The following is a 16,404-nucleotide window of genomic DNA, read 5'->3' on the forward strand; positions in this document are numbered from 1 at the left end:
AGTCCTCAACGCAGTTTCAACGTGGCCAGGCCGATCAGCACGAGAATTACCGTGATGATCCAGAAACGCACGATCACGCGCGGTTCAGGCCAGCCTTTGAGTTCGAAGTGGTGGTGGATCGGCGCCATGCGGAACACGCGCTTGCCGGTCAGCTTGAAGGAGGCGACCTGGATCACCACCGACAGGGTTTCCATGACGAACACGCCGCCCATGATGAACAGCACGATTTCCTGGCGGACGATCACCGCGATGGTGCCCAGTGCGGCGCCGAGCGCCAGCGCGCCGACGTCACCCATGAAAACCTGGGCCGGGTAGGTGTTGAACCAGAGGAAGCCCAGCCCCGCACCGACGATGGCGCCGCAGAAGATGATCAGCTCACCCGCGCCCGGCACGCTCGGGATGAACAGGTATTCGGCGAATTTGATGTTGCCCGACAGGTAGCAGAAGATCCCCAGCGCGCCGCCGACCATCACGGTGGGCATGATGGCCAGGCCGTCGAGGCCGTCGGTGAGGTTCACCGCGTTGCTGGAGCCGACGATCACGAGGTAGGTCAGCACCACGAAGCCGATGCCCAGCGGGATCTCGACGCTCTTCAGCATCGGCACGATCAGCGTCGTCTCGACCGGCGTCTCGGCGGTCATGAAGAGGAAGATCGCCGCGCACAGACCGAATACCGACTGCCAGAAATATTTCCAGCGGCTCGGCAGGCCGCGGGAGTTCTTCTCGATCACCTTGCGGTAGTCATCCACCCAGCCGATGGCGCCGAACAGCAGGGTCACCACCAGCACGACCCACACGTAGCGGTTTGACCAGTCGGACCACAGCAGGGTGCTGATGGCGATGGCAGTGAGGATCAGCGCGCCGCCCATGGTCGGCGTGCCTTTCTTGGACAGGTGCGATTGCGGGCCGTCGTTGCGCACGGACTGGCCGATCTGGCGGATCTGCAGGGTGCGGATCATCCACGGGCCAAGCCAAAGCGACAGGACGAGCGCGGTCAACACGCTCAGGATGCCGCGCAGGGTCAGGTACTGGAAGACGCCGAAGCCCTTGTAGAACTGTTGCAGGTACTCGGCGAGCAGCAGCAGCATTTAGTGACTCTCCTCGGAGGAACCACAGAGCGCCGCGACGACCTTGTCCATCGCCGCGCTGCGGGAACCCTTGATCAGAATGGTGGTTGTCGAAGCTTCTTCGGCCAGGGCCTGGATCAGGCTGGCCTGATCGGCGAAGTGCCGGCCCGCGGAACCGAACGCCTGCACGGCGTGGCTCATCAGCGGCCCGACCGCATACAGGGCGGTGACTTTGCCAATGGCATAGGTTCCCACTTCGCGGTGGGAAGATTCCGCCCAGGCACCCAGCTCGCCCATGTCCCCGAGGACCAGGACGGTCCGGCCGGAAAAGCCGGCGAGTATATCAATCGCCGCGCAGATTGAAGCCGGGTTGGCGTTGTAGCTGTCGTCGATCACACGCATGCCGTTCGTCGCCAGCTGAGCTACGGCGCGACCCTTGACCGGCTGCAGGTTCTGCAGCCCGGAAACGATCCCGACCAGCGGCACGCCAAGGGCGTGAGCGGCGGCGGCGGCGGCCAGCGCATTGGTGACGTTGTGCTCACCCAGCAGATTCAGCTGAACGGCAGCCTCGCCGGCCGGGCCCTGCAGGGTGAATCCCGGGCAACCACGGGCGTCACGCTTGACGTCGCTGGCGTGGAAGTCGGCACGGGCATCGTGCAGGCCGAAACTGGAGACGCGACGGCCGTCAGCACGGGCCTGCCAGGTATCGAAGGCCTTGTCGTCACGATTGAGAATGGCGACCCCATCGGCCGCCAGGCCTTCGAGGATCTCGCCCTTGGCCAGGACGATCTTGTCCTGCCCGCCGAACTCGCCCACATGGGCGGTGCCGGCGTTGGTGATGATGGCCACCTGCGGACGGGTCAGCGCGACGGTGTAGGCGATTTCGCCGACACGGTTGGCGCCCAGCTCGATGACTGCGCTCTGGTGCTCGGGGGCCAGCTGCAACAGGGTCAGCGGCGCGCCGAGATCATTGTTCAGGTTGCCGCGGGTCGCCAGGACGTCGCCCTGGGTCCGCAGGATGCTGGCGAGCATTTCCTTCACGGTGGTCTTGCCGCTGGAGCCGGTCACGGCAGCGACGCGGCCGGTGAAGGCAGCACGGTTCAGCGCGCCGAGCTGGCCCAGCGCGATGCGGGTGTCTTTCACGACCAGCTGCGACAGCGGCGCACCGGCGATTTCACGCTCGACCAGCGCAGCGACAGCGCCCTTGGCGGCGACATCGGCCAGATAGTCGTGACCGTCGAAGCGCGGACCGGTCAGGGCGATGAACAGTTGGCCAGGCTCGATGGCGCGGCTGTCGGTGCTCACGGCAGCGAAAGTGACATCGGCACCGACCACACGGCCTTGCAGCGCGCCAGCGACTTCGTTGAGCGAAAGGGGCTTAAGCACGCTTCACCTCCCAGGCAGCCAGCGCCTTGGCGGCTTGATCAAGATCGGAGAACGGATGGCGTACGCCGTCGATCTCCTGGTAATCCTCGTGCCCCTTGCCGGCCAGCAGCACGACGTCATCGACGCCGGCAGAGGCAATCAGGCGAGCAATGGCCTCACCACGACCGGGGACGAACTCGACTGACTCGGGCTTAGCAAAACCGGCACGGATGTCGGCGATGATGGCTTCGCTCTGCTCGGTGCGCGGGTTGTCGTCGGTGACCAGAACGCGGTCGGCGTGCTGCTCGGCGATCTGCGCCATGATCGGGCGCTTGCCGCTGTCACGGTCGCCGCCGCAGCCGAACAGGCACAGCAACTGGCCATGTACATGCGGGCGCAGGGCCTGCAGGACTTTCTCCAGCGCATCCGGGGTGTGGGCATAGTCCACGACCACCAGCGGTTTTTCGCCGCCGCCCAGGCGCTGCATGCGACCGATGGGCCCTTCCAGTTGCGGCAGCACCTTGAGCACGTCGCCCAGCGGATAGTCCAGGCCCAGCAGCGCGCCGACCACGGCCAGCAGGTTGCTCAGGTTGAATTTGCCCAGCAGGGAGCTGCGCAGCAAGCCTTCGCCCTGCGGGGTGACGATTTGCGCCTGCACGCCGGCATCGCTGAAGGTGGCTTCGCGGCAATAGATGTAGGCCGACGGGTCGTTCAGGCTGTAACCCATCAGGCGCGATTCGTGGGTCTCGGCGGCCAACTGGCGGCCGAAGTCGTCGTCCAGGTTGATTACCCGGCAACGCAGTCCCTGCCAGGCGAACAGCTTGGCCTTGGCGGCACCATAGGCTTCCATCGAACCGTGGTAGTCCAGGTGGTCGCGGGACAGATTGGTGAACACCGCCACGTCGAAGCCCAGCGCCGCGACGCGGCCCTGTTCCAGGCCATGGGACGACACTTCCATGGCCACGGCCTTCGCGCCGGCCTGTTTCAGGCGCGCCAGGGTCGCCTGCACGGCAAGCGGGTCGGGCGTGGTGTGGCGGCCGCTTTCCAGCGAACCATAGAAACCGGTGCCGAGGGTGCCGACAATACCGCAGCGTTCGCCCAACAGGTCGAGCGCCTGGGCCACCAGTTGGCTGACGCTGGTCTTGCCATTGGTGCCAGTCACGCCGACCAGCTCGACGGCGCGGCTCGGCTCGCCATAGAAGCGCCCGGCAATGGCGGACAGCTGCTTGGCCAGGCCCTTGATGGCGATCATCGGCACGTCGCTGGGCGGCAGGTCGACAGCACCTTCTGCTTCGTAGGCAATCGCGGCAGCGCCCTGGGAGAGCGCGGCGGCAATGTGCGCGCGGCCATCCTGACGACCACCCGGCACGGCCAGGAACAGGTCGCCCGGCTTGACGGTGCGGCTGTCCAGGGTCAGCTCACGGATCAGCTCGCCGCTTTCGGCTTGCGGCAGCAGTTGATTCAGGCTCATAGGCATCAGCCACGCCCTCCTTTGGCAGCGGGCGCAGCTTCGGCTTGTTGCTGCGGGGTCGTTGGCAGGTTGTCTGGCGGCACGTTCATCAGGCGCAACGTGCCGGACATCACCTTGCTGAACACCGGCGCGGAAACCAGGCCGCCGAAGTAACCGGCCTTGCTGGGTTCATCGATGACCACCACGGCGACAAAGCGCGGGTTGTTCATCGGCGCGAAACCGGCAAACAGGGAACGGTAGGAGTTCTCGGCGTAGCCCTTGGTACCAGTGGCGGTCTTGCGCGCGGTGCCGGACTTGCCGGCCACGTGATAACCCGGAACCTGGGCGCGGTACACGCCGTTCGGCGCCTCGATCACCTGCTGCAGCATGCCCTGCATGGTTTTGGCGACCGGCTCGGGGATGACCTGGACGGCATCGGCCGGGCGATCGGCACGCACCATGGTCAGCGGCACGCTGCGGCCATTGTTGGCCAGCGCCGCATAGGCATGGGCCAACTGGATGGCGGTTACCGACAGGCCATAGCCGTAGGACAGGGTCGCGGTCTCGGCCTTGCGCCACTCACGGTAGTTCGGCAGGTTGCCGACGCGCTCGCCAGGGAAGCCCAGGCCGGTGTCCTGCCCCAGGCCGACCTTCTGCATCACGCTGTAAATGGCTTCGCCGCCGATGTCGAAGGCGACCTTGCTCATGCCCACGTTACTGGAGCGGATCAGGATGCCGGTCAGGTCCAGCACCGGGCCTTCGGTACGGGAAACGTCGCGAATGGTGTAGCGGCCGATCTGCAGGGTGCCGGGGTAGACTTCGACCTTGTCGGTGGGTTTCCAGCGGCCGGTTTCCAGCGCCGCGCTCATGGAGAACGGCTTCATGGTCGAGCCAGGCTCGAACACGTCGATCATCGCGCGGTTACGCATCATCGCCGGCTGCAGGTTGCGGCGGTTGTTCGGGTTGTAGGTCGGCTGGTTGGCCATGGCCAGCACTTCGCCGGTCTTCACGTCGAGGATCACCAGGCTGCCGGCCTTGGCCCCGTTCTCCACCAGCGCGTTACGCAGTTCGCGGTTGGCCAGGTACTGCAGACGCAGGTCGATGGACAGCGCCAGGGTCTTGCCGGCCTTGGCATTGCGGGTGACCTGCACGTCACGGATCAGGTGGCCACGGCGATCCTTGAGGACCTGGCGCTTGCCCGGCACGCCGGCCAGCCAGCTGTCGAAGGCGAGCTCGACACCTTCACGACCACGGTCGTCGACGTCGGTGAAGCCCACGACTTGTGCAGCAACCTCGCCCGATGGATAGAAACGGCGGAATTCCTCGACCGAATAGACGCCGGGGATGCGGTGCGCCTTCACCTGGGCCATCACCGCCTCGCCCTGCTCCGGCGTCAGGCCGCGGACCAGATAGATGAACTCCTTGTCGGAGTTCGCCTCCAGCCGCTCGGACAGCGCCGCCTTGGGCTGGCCGAGCGCATCGGCGAGGAAGTCCCACTTCTCGCGCTCGAGCACCAGTTCCTTGGGGTTGGCCCAGAGGGTGGCGACCGGCGTACTGACGGCCAGCGGCTCGCCATTGCGGTCGGTGATCAGGCCGCGGTGCGCGGGGATGGTGATGTGGCGCACGCTGCGCGCATCGCCCTGCCCCTTGAGGAAGTCATGGTCAATCACGTGCAGGTCGACGATCCGCCAGGCGATCGCCGCCACCATCGCCAGCAGCAGGGCAATGACGACGCGGAAGCGCCAGGGGTAGCGAGCGCCGGCCAAGTCTCTCATGGTGCCACCATGATGATTTCGGTCGGATCGGGCACGCGCATCTTCAGCTGGTCGGTCGCCAGGCCTTCGATGCGGCTATGGGCCGTCCAGGTGCTCTGCTCGAGAATCAGGCGGCCGTACTCGGCCTGCGCCTTGTCGCGCACGTTGAGCTCGGTGTACAGCGAGTTGAGCAACTGACGATTCCAGTACGCGCTGTAGGAAACGGAGATAGCCGACAGCAGCACGCCGATGAACAGCAGCAGCATGAAGAAGCTGCCGGTGGGCAGGCGCTTGGAGAAGAGACGGCTCATCTGAGCTTCTCCGCAATGCGCATGACCGCGCTGCGCGAGCGCGGGTTGGCCTTGAGCTCCGCCTCGGAGGCGTAGACTGGCTTGCCGATCAGCTTGAGGCGCGGATCGAACGGCTTGACCTGGATCGGCAGGTTGCGCGGCAGGTTGTCCGCTTCGCCTTTCACCTGCTTGCGCATGAACTGCTTGACGATGCGGTCTTCCAGCGAATGGAAGCTGATCACCACGAGACGACCGCCCACGGCCAGGCCTTCCAGCGCGGCCTCGAGGCCACGCTCCAGATCGCCCAGCTCGTTGTTGATGAAGATACGCAGCCCCTGGAAGGCGCGGGTGGCAGGGTTCTTGCCCTTTTCCCAGGCAGGGTTGGCTTCGGTGATGACGGCAGCCAGGTCGGCGGTGCGCTCGAAAGGCTTCTCCGCACGACGCTGAACGATGGCGCGAGCCATGCGCTTGGCGAAACGCTCTTCGCCGTAATCCTTGAACACGCGGGCGATCTCGTCCTCCGCGGCACTGGCGATCCACTGCGCAGCGCTGATGCCCTGACCCGGGTTCATCCGCATATCCAGCGGGCCATCATTGAGGAAGCTGAAGCCGCGCTCAGGGTCATCCAGCTGCGGCGAAGACACGCCCAGGTCCAGCAGCACGCCGTTCACGCTGCCCTGCAGGCCGCGTGCGGAGAACTCTTCGCCCATCTCGGCGAAGGACCTTTGCACAATGACGAAGCGGCCGTCTTCGGCCGCCAGTGCTTTTCCCGTCGCGATGGCTTGCGGGTCCTTGTCGAACCCGAGCAGTTGACCGCCCGGGCCGAGCTTCCCGAGCAAGGCCCGGCTGTGCCCTCCCCTTCCGAAGGTTCCGTCCACATAGCGGCCGTCCTCCAGGGGGGCCAGCGCTTCGACGGCCTCCTCGAGTAGAACGGTGATGTGTTGGAAGGTACTGGTCACAGGCAGGCTCACAGAATAAGGTCGCGCAACTCATCCGGCAGGCCGCCGGGCTCTTTGATGGCTGCGAGGTCGGCCTCGGCAACCGCATTCCACTTGTCTTCGTCCCACAGCTGGAACTTGTTCAGCTGGCCGACCAGCATCGCCTTCTTGTCCAGGCCGGCGTACTCGCGCAGGCGCGGCGGAACGAGAAAACGCCCGGCGCTATCGAGCTCCAGGTCAACGGCATTACCAATCAGCAAACGCTGCAGGCGCCGCGTTTCTTCACGCAGCGAGGGCAGCTCGCGCAGTTTGGCTTCGATGAGTTCCCATTCAGGGAGGGGGTAGACGGTGAGGCAGGTGTCGACGGCATCGATGGTGACGATGAGCTGGCCATTGCAACGCGAAACGAGCTCGTCACGATACCGACTCGGCATCGCGAGGCGCCCTTTGGCGTCGAGACTGATAGCGTTAGCTCCGCGAAACACGTCAGCGCTTCCCCTGTGGTTGGCTATCCATGCCTGTTGATCCCACTTTTACCCACTTCATACCACTTCCGCACACTATAGAAATCCGCACTCCCCACCGTCAAGGTAAGCCGGAGGGGAAAAATCCTTACAGGACCGAGATTTAGCGTGCTTTTGCGAGGTTCGGGGAGGGAATTTGACGCGCTAGAAAAGAGAAAAGCCCAGTGTTTTCAAAACACTGGGCTTTCATACTTAAAGTGATTTCTTAAGTTCTGCACTTCTTCCGGTCAGCGACAAATGGTCATGTGGGAAGAAGTGGAGGAAAAGTGGTGAGAGTCGATCTGTAAGCCGGGTTCTGTCGAGGACAGCCATTCCTCTGGGACATACATCACTGCATGCCTCAAGCGATCTACCCGAACCCAACGCGGGCCGCGCCAATGGGTTCCTATTTGATCTTGCTCCGAGTGGGGTTTACCTAGCCACGAACTGTTGCCAGCCGTGCGGTGCGCTCTTACCGCACCTTTTCACCCTTACCGGCGCTTGCGCGCTTAGGCGGTTATTTTCTGTGGCACTTTCCGTAGACTCGCGCCTCCCAGGCGTTACCTGGCACTCTGCCCTGTGGAGCCCGGACTTTCCTCCACCCCGTGATGGAACACCACGGAACAGCGACTGTCCAATCGACTCTCAGTCCGCAAGATTAGCCGTTGACGACGCTCAGGACAAGCTCAAGCCTTGCCCTGACGCTCCAGCGCGATCTGATAGAGCTGGTTCTTGCGCGCCCCGGTTATCTCCGCGGCAAGCGCCGCCGCGCGCTTGACCGGCATCTCTGCCAGCAGCAGGTCGAGCACCCGCAGGGTCTGCGCATCGACCGCCTCATCGCCCTCGGGCGCAGGCTTGCCGGCCACCAGTAGCACGCACTCACCCCGCTGCTGATTGCTGTCGGACGCCACGAATTCACGCAATTCGCCCAGCGGCAGCCCCTTGAGGGTCTCGAAGGTCTTGGTCAGTTCGCGGGCCAGCAGCGCCGGCCGTTCGTCGCCGAAGATCGCCGCCATATCCTCGATACACTCCAGCACGCGGTGCGGCGCCTCGTAGAAGATCAGGGTGCGCGGTTCATCCACCAGCGCCTCCAGGCGCCCACGGCGACCGGCGGCCTTGGCCGGCAGGAAGCCTTCGAAGACGAAACGATCCGACGGCAGGCCCGCCGCGGAAAGTGCGGCAATCAGCGCGCAGGCTCCCGGCACCGGCACCACCGGGATGCCCGCTGCGCGCGCCTGGCGCACCAGGTGATAGCCCGGATCGGAGATCAGCGGCGTGCCCGCATCGGATATCAGCGCGACATCCTCGCCGGCCTGAAGCTTGGTAAGGAAGCGGCCGCCCTGCTCTCGCTCGTTGTGTTCGTGACAAGCCGCCAATGGCGTCTGGATGCCGAAGTGTTGCAGCAGGCGCACGGAGTGACGGGTGTCTTCGGCCGCGATCAGGGCCACGTCGGCCAGCACCTTCAGCGCCCGGGCGCTGATGTCGTCCAGGTTGCCAATGGGAGTGGCCACCACATAGAGAGTGCCTAGGGTCACGCGGGAGAACCTCACCGGAAGTGTCGGAAAAGACGCATTGTATCCCGATTCCGGCAGCCGCCATCGCGTCACCCTCGCCGCTTGGGTACAATCGGCAGCTCTTTGAATGCGTCACGAGAAGCCCGATATGATCGCTCGCCTGCGTCCGCTATCTGCTCTGTTCCTGGCCGGCATGCTCGCCGCCTGTGCATCCTCCCCGTCGTCCAATCTCGGCGAACTGCCGCGCACCCCGGACGCCAGCATCGAACAGCTGCTGCAGCAGGCCTCCACCGCCAAGCCGGATGAAGCCGCAGTCCTGCGCCTTTCCGCCGCCGATCTGGCCTACAAGCAGAAAGATCTCGGCCGCTCCACGCAGATCCTCGACCAGATTCCGCTGGAGAGCCTGAAGCCCGCCCAGCAGGTCTTCGCCAGCACCCTGCGCGCCCAGCTCGAACTGGCCCGCAACAAGACCAAGGCCGCCTTGAAGGCCTTCGACCACCCCAGCTTCCAGCGTCTGGGCGAAATGCCCGTGGACCTGCAGGCGCGCGCCGGCATGGTCAAGTCCCTCGCCCTGGCCGCCGACGGTCAGGCCCTGAGCGCCGCCCGCGAACGCGTCTTCATCGACCCGCTGCTCAATGCAGAGGCGAGCAAGGCCAACCACGAGGAAATCTGGAAACTGGTTTCCAGCCTCCCCCTCGAGCAGATGCAGGCCAGCAGCAACGAAGGCGACCTGAACGGCTGGCTGGAACTGGCGCGCATCACCAAATCCTCGTCGACCCTGAAAGAACAGCAGTCGAACATCGACAACTGGGTCGCGCAGAACCCCGACCACCCGGCCGCCAAGCAATTGCCCGACGCGCTGACCAAGCTGAAATCCCTGGCTGCCCAGCCGCTGAACAAGATCGGCCTGCTGCTGCCCCAGCAAGGCCAGCTGGCCTCCGTCGCCCGCGCCCTGCAGGACGGCTTCCTCGCCGCCCACTACCAGGCCCAGCACAACGGCGGCCAGCAGCCGGATATCAAGCTCTACGACAGCACCCAGGTGCGCTCTCTGGATGAGTTCTACCGCCAGGCCCAGGCCGACGGCGTGCAACTGGTCGTTGGCCCGCTGGAGAAGAACCTGGTCAAGCAGATGAGCAGCCAACCGCAACTGCCCATCACTACCCTGGCCCTGAACTACGCCGACGGAAATCAGGAAGGCCCTGCCCAGCTGTTCCAGTTCGGCCTGTCTGCCGAGGACGAGGCCCGCGAAGTCGCCAACCGCGCCTGGAACGACGGCATGCGCCGCGCCGTGGCCCTGGTGCCGCGCGGCGAATGGGGCGACCGTGTACTCGCCTCGTTCAGCCGCAACTGGCAGGCTGCCGGCGGCACCCTGATCGCCGCCGAACACGTCGACCAGCCCGTCGAGCTGGCGCGTCAGATCGCCGACCTGCTGCAACTGCGTCAGAGCGAAGGCCGCGCCAAGCGCCTGCAGGGCGTGCTCGACAGTAACGTCGACACCCAGCCGTCGCGCCGCCAGGACATCGATTTCATCTTCCTCGCCGCCACCCCGCAGCAGGCCCGCCAGATCAAGCCGACCCTGGCCTTCCAGTACGCCGGCGACCTGCCGGTCTACGCCACTTCCAACCTGTACACCGGCGTGAACAACCCGGCGCAGGACCAGGACCTGAACGGCATTCGCTTCTGCGAAACCCCTTGGCTGCTGAACCCCAACAACGCCCTGCGCCAGCAGGTCGCCGCGCAGTGGCCGGCCGCCAATGGCAGCCTCGGCCGTCTGTACGCCATGGGCGCCGACGCCTACCAGTTGGCCCCGCGCCTGCCGGAGCTCAAGGCGGTGCCGAGCATGCAGGTGGATGGCCTGACCGGCACCCTGAGCGTCAGCGCCGGCCAACGCGTGGAGCGCCGCCTGCCTTGGGCGGAATTCAAGAATGGCCAGGTGCAGCCGCTGGAGAACAGCGGTATTTGATCGGCAACAGTCCTACCCAGAAGGCCGGGCAGCGGGCCGAAGCCGCCGCCCTGGCCCACCTGGAACAGCATGGATTGCGCCTCCTGGCGCAGAACTGGACGTGCCGCCGAGGTGAGCTCGATCTGGTCATGCTGGACGGCGATACAGTAGTATTCGTCGAAGTTCGCTCCCGCCGGCATTCTGCCTGGGGAGGAGCGCTGGAGAGCGTGGACATGCGCAAGCGTCAACGCCTGGCCATTTCCGCTGAACTCTTCCTGCAACAGAACGCCCGCTGGAGCAGCCACCCCTGCCGGTTCGACATCGTCGCCATCGACAGTCGCACCCCAGGCTCCGCAGGGCACTTGAACTGGATTCCCAACGCTTTTGACACCTGATCAGACGCCCGACGAAAGGTCACACCTGATGGACATGCAATCCCGTATCCGCCAGCTCTTCCATGCCAGCATCGAGACCAAGCAACAGGCTACCGAGGTGCTCATCCCGCATATCGAGCAGGCCAGCATGGTCATGGTCAATGCCCTGCTGAACGAGGGCAAGATCCTCTCCTGCGGCAACGGCGGCTCCGCCGGCGACGCGCAGCACTTCTCCTCCGAACTGCTGAACCGCTTCGAGCGCGAGCGCCCGAGCCTGCCAGCGGTCGCCCTGACCACCGACAGCTCGACCATCACCTCGATCGCAAACGACTACAGCTACAACGAGGTCTTCTCCAAGCAGATCCGTGCACTGGGCCAACCGGGCGACGTGCTGCTGGCGATTTCCACCAGCGGCAACTCGGCGAACGTCATTCAGGCGATCCAGGCCGCACATGATCGCGAAATGGTTGTCGTAGCTCTGACCGGCCGCGACGGCGGCAACATGGCATCTTTGCTGCTGCCCGAAGACGTGGAGATCCGCGTTCCGGCCAAGGTCACCGCACGCATCCAGGAAGTCCACCTGCTGGTCATCCACTGCCTCTGCGACCTTATCGACCGTCAACTGTTCGGGAGTGAAGAATGACCCGTACCCCTCTGATCGCAGCCGCACTGGCCGTGACCATGGCATTGGGTGGCTGCAGCAGCTTCGTCAGCGCCACCCGCGACAAGCCGATCGACGATGACAAGGGGACCCGCACCCTTGGCAGCAAGATCGACGACTCGCTGATCGAAACCAAGGTGGCGGTGAACGTCGCCAAGGCCGACCCGGACCTCGACCGCAATTCCCACGTCGTGGTGATCAGCTATAACGGCGTAGTGCTGCTGGCCGGCCAGACTCCGCGCGCCGACCTGAAGAACAAGGCCGAGCAGGCCGCCAAGGAAGTGCAGAAGGTCAAGACCGTGCACAACGAGCTGCAGATCCTGCAGCCCTCTTCCCTGGCCGCCCGCAGCAACGACACCTGGCTGACCACCAAGATCAAGAGCCAGATGCTCGCTGACGCGAACGTGCCATCCACCCGCATCAAGGTGCTGACCGAGAACGGCATCGTCTACATGCTGGGCCTGGTGACCCGCAAGGAAGGCGACCTGGCGACCCAGGTGGTCCAGGGCGTGGACGGCGTGCAGAAGATCGTCCGCCTGTTCGAGTACATCGACTGACCGCGCCATTTATTGCAGGCATGAAAAAGGCGACCCTCGGGTCGCCTTTTTTATTACTTCACCACCTTGAGACTCGGGCGGCCACTGGGGCGCGGCGGCTCGTCGGAAGGGCCGTCATCCGGCAGATCCTCGTCATCGGTGGGCACCGGCGGCTCCAGGTCGAACACCATGCCCTGGCCATTCTCCCGCGCATAGATGGCCATTACAGCCTGAGACGGGATGTACAGGCCCTGGGCAACACCACCGAAGCGACCCTCGAAGCTGACCGCCTCGTTGTCCATCTGCAGGTGGCGCACCGCGGTCGGGGAGACGTTGAGCACGATCTGCCCGTCGCTGGCATAACCCGGCGGCACCCGCACGCCGGGATACTCGGAATTCACCAGGATATGCGGCGTGCAGCCGTTATCGACGATCCACTCATAGAGGGCTCGCACGAGGTAGGGACGACTGGAGTTCATCATCGGGCTCCTTAGCGCATATCACGTTCGATAGAGGACAGGCTGGCACGGAAAGTTTCCCGTGCAAACTGTCGCTCCATGTAATCCAGCAGGGGCTTTGCCGGCCGCGGCAGCTCGATGCCCAGGATCGGCAGCCGCCAGAGGATCGGCAGCAGGCAGCAATCCACCAGGCTCAGCTCGTTACTGAGGAAGAACTGCTTATCGGCGAACAACGCCGACACACCCGTCAGGCTCTCACGCAACTCCTTGCGCGCCAAGGCTCGCTCGGCATCCTTGCGGCGGGTATCGAGAATACGGTCAACCAGGCTGCACCAGTCGCGCTGGATGCGATGCATCAGCAAGCGGCTGTTCGCGCGGGCGACCGGATAGACCGGAAGCAGCGGCGGGTGCGGATAACGCTCATCGAGGTACTCCATGACCACCGTCGACTCGTAGAGCGCGAGATCGCGATCCACCAGGGTCGGCAAGCTGCCATAGGGGTTCACTTCAGCGAGTTTGGCCGGGATGTTGCCGGCAGGTACGTCGATGATGTCGGCAACGACGCTCTTCTCGGCCAGGACCAGCCGCACGCGATGGCTGTAGTGGCAGGCAGGGTCGGAGAAGCAGGTGAGCTTGTTGATAGCGGCCATGCCGCGCGCCTCCTCGCAGGACTTTCTTGTGGGAGGTAGAAAAACGCACGCGCGCCCCGTAGGGCGCGCGCTTGTTACTACGACGGGTGGTGCTTAGTGCACGTCCTTCCAGTATTCGCGCTTGAGCAGGTAGGCGAACACGAAGAAGAAGGCCAGGAACAGCAGGACGTAGGTGCCGATGCGGTGGGAGTCCAGCTTGTTCGGGTCAGCCGAATAAGCCAGGAAGGTCACCAGGTTCTTCACCTTCTCGTCGAACTGAGCTTCGGTCAGCTGGCCGGACTTCGGCACGATGGTCAGCTGGTCGCAGGCCTCGTGGGTCAGCGGGGTACCGGTCAGAGGATCGTACTGTTTCTTGCCATCCTCGACGACCTGAACCTGCTTGCAACCGATGACCTGGCGGCCCTGCAGGCTCACCAGCACGTTCGGCATGCCGACGTTCGGGAAGACCTTGTTGTTCACGCCCCACGGACGCTTGGGATCTTCGTAGAACGAACGCAGGTAGGTGTACAGCCAGTCGGCGCCACGAACGCGGGCTACCAGGGTCAGGTCCGGCGGAGCAGCACCGAACCATACCTTGGCGTCAGCCGGCTTCATGCCGATGTCCATGTGGTCGCCGATCTTCGCGCCGGTGAACACCAGATGGCTCAGCATCAGCTCTTCCGGAATACCCAGATCACGGCCGACACGCTCATAACGCTGGAACTTGGCGCTGTGGCAGCCCATGCAGTAGTTGGCGAAGGTACGTGCGCCATCCTGCATGGCAGCCTTGTCGGTCAGGTCGATATCGACCTTGTCGAGGGCCGGGCCATGGCCTTCGGCAGCGAAGCCGAAGACGGGCAGCAGAGCCAGAACAAATGCAGCGAATTGCTTTTTCATCAGCCAGTCACCCTTTCCGGAACCGGTTTGGTTTTCTCCATCCGGGTGTAGAACGGCATCAGGATGAAGAAGGCGAAATACAGAATGGTGCACAGGCGCGACAGCGTGGTGCCCAGCGGCGACGGCGCTTGCGAGCCGTAGTAGCCGAGGATCACGAAGGAAACCGCGAAGATCACCAGCCAGATCTTGCTCAGCCAGCCCTTGTAGCGGATCGAGCGAACCGGGCTACGGTCCAGCCACGGCAGCACGAACAGCACGGCGATGGCGGCGCCCATGGCGATGACACCCATCAGCTTGTCCGGAACGGCGCGCAGGATGGCGTAGAACGGAGTGAAGTACCACACCGGAGCGATGTGCTCGGGGGTCTTGAACTGGTTCGCCATCTCGAAGTTGGGCTTCTCGAGGAAGAAACCGCCCATTTCCGGGAAGAAGAAGATCACGGTGCAGAAGACGAACAGGAAGACCACGACACCGACGATGTCTTTCACGGTGTAGTACGGGTGGAACGGAATGCCGTCCAGCGGAATGCCGTTCTCGTCCTTCTTCTTCTTGATATCCACGCCGTCGGGGTTGTTCGAGCCGACTTCGTGCAGCGCCAGGATGTGCAGCACGACCAGGCCGAGCAGGACGATCGGCAGGGCGATCACGTGCAGGGCGAAGAAGCGGTTCAGGGTGATGCCGGAGATCAGGAAGTCACCACGGATCCACTGGGCCAGGTCTTCGCCGACCACCGGAATGGCACCGAACAGCGAGATGATCACCTGGGCACCCCAGTAGGACATCTGGCCCCAGGGCAGCAGGTAGCCCATGAAGGCCTCGGCCATCAGGGCGAGGTAGATCAGCATGCCGAAGATCCACACCAGCTCGCGCGGCTTCTGGTAGGAGCCGTACAGCAGGCCGCGGAACATGTGCAGGTAAACGACCACGAAGAACGCCGATGCACCGGTGGAGTGCATGTAGCGGATAATCCAGCCGTAATCCACATCTCGCATGATGTACTCGACGGAAGCGAACGCTTCTTCCGCCGACGGGGTGAAGCTCATGGTCAGCCAGATACCGGTGAGAATCTGGTTAACCAGGACCAGCAATGCGAGGGAGCCGAAGAAGTACCAGAAGTTGAAGTTCTTCGGGGCGTAGTACTTGCTCAGATGGTCTTCCCACATCTTGGTCGCGGGGAAGCGGGCATCGACCCAAGCCATGAACTTGTTCATCAGGCTTTCTCCTGGTCCACACCGATGGTCAATTCATCACCATCAAGCGAATAAGGCGGAATCGGCAGGTTCAGGGGCGCGGGTTGTCCCTTGTAAACGCGGCCGGCGAGATCGTAATGGGAGCCGTGGCACGGGCAGAAATAACCACCCTTCCAGTCCGGGCCCAGGTCCGCGGGAGCGACTTCCGGGCGGAAGGTCGGCGAGCAGCCCAGGTGGGTGCAGATACCGACGATCACAGCCAGTTCAGGCTTGATCGAGCGCACCTTGGGATCGACGTAGGCAGGCTGGTCCGATGCCTTCGATTCAGGGTCGGCCAGTTGCGCATCGAGGGTCGGCAGCGCGTCCAGCATTTCCTTGGTGCGATGCACCAGGAAGACCGGCTTGCCGCGCCACTCAGCGATCACCTGCTGACCTGGCTCGATCTTGGCCACGTTGTACTTCACCGGCGCACCAGCGGCCTTCGCCTTGGCACTAGGGAACCATGACCCCACGAACGGGACCGCAGCTCCGACCGCTCCTGCCGCACCAACCACCGAAGTGGCCGCGACAAGGAAGCGACGCCGGCCTGCATTCACGCCGTCATTACTCATTCAGTCGTCTCCCATCAGCTTCAAGCCTGTTCAAATCAGGCTTTTAAGTAAAAATTCGAGCCGCGCAAAAAATTCGCCAAATGGTAAAGAAAAGCCCTTGTGATGACAAGGTAATAGCCTGTTACGCAACCCCCGAAACCCTTGCACGGCGCGGCTTGCGCGGATGCGACACCTTGCCGCACGAGCTTATTGAAGACATAAAAAAACGCCCAGTCCAAAGGATCT

The 16,404-nt window shown here is 63.8% G+C and carries 17 protein-coding genes and 1 other RNA gene; 4 read left to right on the forward strand and 14 right to left on the reverse strand.

Annotated features, from left to right (window positions below; all coding sequences use genetic code 11):
* Window positions 1-5: 5 nt before the first annotated feature.
* The 9 genes from mraY to rsmI all read right to left on the reverse strand — a co-directional run bounded on the left by mraY (window position 6) and on the right by rsmI (window position 8,902).
* Complete coding sequence (gene mraY / locus G4G71_RS26900) at window positions 6-1,088, reverse strand: phospho-N-acetylmuramoyl-pentapeptide-transferase (RefSeq protein ID WP_169941629.1); 1,083 nt, start codon at window positions 1,086-1,088, stop codon at window positions 6-8.
* Window positions 1,089-2,453 carry a UDP-N-acetylmuramoyl-tripeptide--D-alanyl-D-alanine ligase gene (locus tag G4G71_RS26905; protein ID WP_169941631.1) on the reverse strand — a complete coding sequence of 455 codons (1,365 nt, stop codon included), beginning with the start codon at window positions 2,451-2,453 and terminating at the stop codon, window positions 1,089-1,091.
* Window positions 2,446-3,909: a UDP-N-acetylmuramoyl-L-alanyl-D-glutamate--2,6-diaminopimelate ligase gene (locus G4G71_RS26910; protein WP_169941633.1), complete on the reverse strand. Its 1,464-nt coding sequence runs from the start codon at window positions 3,907-3,909 to the stop codon at window positions 2,446-2,448. The genes G4G71_RS26905 and G4G71_RS26910 overlap by 8 nt, the downstream gene beginning before the upstream one ends.
* A complete protein-coding gene (locus G4G71_RS26915) occupies window positions 3,909-5,657 on the reverse strand; it encodes a peptidoglycan D,D-transpeptidase FtsI family protein (RefSeq protein WP_169941635.1) in 1,749 nt (582 codons plus the stop codon). Before G4G71_RS26915 ends, G4G71_RS26910 begins: the two co-directional genes overlap by 1 nt.
* A complete protein-coding gene (gene ftsL, locus G4G71_RS26920) occupies window positions 5,654-5,947 on the reverse strand; it encodes a cell division protein FtsL (protein WP_024764058.1) in 294 nt (97 codons plus the stop codon). The genes G4G71_RS26915 and ftsL overlap by 4 nt, the downstream gene beginning before the upstream one ends.
* Window positions 5,944-6,885: a 16S rRNA (cytosine(1402)-N(4))-methyltransferase RsmH gene (rsmH, locus tag G4G71_RS26925; RefSeq protein WP_169941637.1), complete on the reverse strand. Its 942-nt coding sequence runs from the start codon at window positions 6,883-6,885 to the stop codon at window positions 5,944-5,946. The genes ftsL and rsmH overlap by 4 nt, the downstream gene beginning before the upstream one ends.
* An 8-nt stretch (window positions 6,886-6,893) precedes the next feature.
* Window positions 6,894-7,349 (reverse strand): division/cell wall cluster transcriptional repressor MraZ, encoded by a 456-nt coding sequence (gene mraZ / locus G4G71_RS26930; protein ID WP_024764056.1) that lies wholly within the window; start codon window positions 7,347-7,349, stop codon window positions 6,894-6,896.
* Window positions 7,350-7,656: 307 nt separating this feature from the next.
* An RNA gene (gene rnpB / locus G4G71_RS26935) (RNase P RNA component class A) lies at window positions 7,657-8,013 on the reverse strand.
* A gap of 40 nt (window positions 8,014-8,053) precedes the next feature.
* Window positions 8,054-8,902 (reverse strand): 16S rRNA (cytidine(1402)-2'-O)-methyltransferase, encoded by an 849-nt coding sequence (rsmI, locus tag G4G71_RS26940; RefSeq protein WP_169941639.1) that lies wholly within the window; start codon window positions 8,900-8,902, stop codon window positions 8,054-8,056.
* Between the two features lie 127 nt (window positions 8,903-9,029).
* Here rsmI and G4G71_RS26945 point away from each other — a divergent pair, with 127 nt between their 5' ends.
* From G4G71_RS26945 to G4G71_RS26960, 4 genes are read left to right on the forward strand one after another with little or no spacing between them, the layout of a single operon-like run.
* Window positions 9,030-10,844 (forward strand): penicillin-binding protein activator, encoded by a 1,815-nt coding sequence (locus G4G71_RS26945; protein WP_169941641.1) that lies wholly within the window; start codon window positions 9,030-9,032, stop codon window positions 10,842-10,844.
* On the forward strand, window positions 10,841-11,218 hold the full coding sequence (locus G4G71_RS26950; RefSeq protein ID WP_169941643.1) for a YraN family protein: 378 nt from the start codon (window positions 10,841-10,843) through the stop codon (window positions 11,216-11,218). Before G4G71_RS26945 ends, G4G71_RS26950 begins: the two co-directional genes overlap by 4 nt.
* Window positions 11,219-11,246: 28 nt before the next feature.
* The gene (locus G4G71_RS26955; RefSeq protein WP_017518113.1) at window positions 11,247-11,840 is read left to right on the forward strand and encodes a phosphoheptose isomerase; all 594 of its coding nucleotides are present in this window, start codon (window positions 11,247-11,249) and stop codon (window positions 11,838-11,840) included.
* A complete protein-coding gene (locus tag G4G71_RS26960; RefSeq protein ID WP_024764053.1) occupies window positions 11,837-12,415 on the forward strand; it encodes a BON domain-containing protein in 579 nt (192 codons plus the stop codon). Before G4G71_RS26955 ends, G4G71_RS26960 begins: the two co-directional genes overlap by 4 nt.
* 53 nt (window positions 12,416-12,468) lie before the next feature.
* Here G4G71_RS26960 and G4G71_RS26965 read toward each other — a convergent pair whose 3' ends face one another.
* The 5 genes from G4G71_RS26965 to petA all read right to left on the reverse strand — a co-directional run bounded on the left by G4G71_RS26965 (window position 12,469) and on the right by petA (window position 16,179).
* Complete coding sequence (locus G4G71_RS26965; RefSeq protein ID WP_017518115.1) at window positions 12,469-12,873, reverse strand: ClpXP protease specificity-enhancing factor; 405 nt, start codon at window positions 12,871-12,873, stop codon at window positions 12,469-12,471.
* A gap of 11 nt (window positions 12,874-12,884) precedes the next feature.
* Window positions 12,885-13,502, reverse strand: a complete 618-nt coding sequence (locus G4G71_RS26970; RefSeq protein ID WP_169941645.1) for a glutathione S-transferase N-terminal domain-containing protein — start codon at window positions 13,500-13,502, stop codon at window positions 12,885-12,887.
* A gap of 93 nt (window positions 13,503-13,595) precedes the next feature.
* Window positions 13,596-14,378 (reverse strand): cytochrome c1, encoded by a 783-nt coding sequence (locus tag G4G71_RS26975; protein ID WP_169941647.1) that lies wholly within the window; start codon window positions 14,376-14,378, stop codon window positions 13,596-13,598.
* Window positions 14,378-15,589, reverse strand: a complete 1,212-nt coding sequence (locus tag G4G71_RS26980; protein ID WP_045209611.1) for a cytochrome b — start codon at window positions 15,587-15,589, stop codon at window positions 14,378-14,380. Before G4G71_RS26980 ends, G4G71_RS26975 begins: the two co-directional genes overlap by 1 nt.
* Complete coding sequence (gene petA / locus G4G71_RS26985) at window positions 15,589-16,179, reverse strand: ubiquinol-cytochrome c reductase iron-sulfur subunit (protein ID WP_054906598.1); 591 nt, start codon at window positions 16,177-16,179, stop codon at window positions 15,589-15,591. Before petA ends, G4G71_RS26980 begins: the two co-directional genes overlap by 1 nt.
* Between the last annotated feature and the right edge of the window lie 225 nt (window positions 16,180-16,404).

The organism is Pseudomonas multiresinivorans (genome assembly GCF_012971725.1).
GTDB classification, from domain to species: Bacteria; Pseudomonadota; Gammaproteobacteria; order Pseudomonadales; family Pseudomonadaceae; genus Pseudomonas; species Pseudomonas multiresinivorans.

Coding starts and splice junctions, on each gene's coding strand:
- mraY (WP_169941629.1), bottom strand. CDS start 1,088: ATGCTGCTGCTGCTCGCCGAGTACCTGCAACAGTTCTACAAGGGCTTC.
- G4G71_RS26910 (WP_169941633.1), bottom strand. CDS start 3,909: ATGCCTATGAGCCTGAATCAACTGCTGCCGCAAGCCGAAAGCGGCGAG.
- G4G71_RS26915 (WP_169941635.1), bottom strand. CDS start 5,657: ATGAGAGACTTGGCCGGCGCTCGCTACCCCTGGCGCTTCCGCGTCGTC.
- ftsL (WP_024764058.1), bottom strand. CDS start 5,947: ATGAGCCGTCTCTTCTCCAAGCGCCTGCCCACCGGCAGCTTCTTCATG.
- G4G71_RS26945 (WP_169941641.1), top strand. CDS start 9,030: ATGATCGCTCGCCTGCGTCCGCTATCTGCTCTGTTCCTGGCCGGCATG.
- G4G71_RS26955 (WP_017518113.1), top strand. CDS start 11,247: ATGGACATGCAATCCCGTATCCGCCAGCTCTTCCATGCCAGCATCGAG.
- G4G71_RS26960 (WP_024764053.1), top strand. CDS start 11,837: ATGACCCGTACCCCTCTGATCGCAGCCGCACTGGCCGTGACCATGGCA.
- G4G71_RS26965 (WP_017518115.1), bottom strand. CDS start 12,873: ATGAACTCCAGTCGTCCCTACCTCGTGCGAGCCCTCTATGAGTGGATC.
- G4G71_RS26970 (WP_169941645.1), bottom strand. CDS start 13,502: ATGGCCGCTATCAACAAGCTCACCTGCTTCTCCGACCCTGCCTGCCAC.
- G4G71_RS26975 (WP_169941647.1), bottom strand. CDS start 14,378: ATGAAAAAGCAATTCGCTGCATTTGTTCTGGCTCTGCTGCCCGTCTTC.
- G4G71_RS26980 (WP_045209611.1), bottom strand. CDS start 15,589: ATGAACAAGTTCATGGCTTGGGTCGATGCCCGCTTCCCCGCGACCAAG.
- petA (WP_054906598.1), bottom strand. CDS start 16,179: ATGAGTAATGACGGCGTGAATGCAGGCCGGCGTCGCTTCCTTGTCGCG.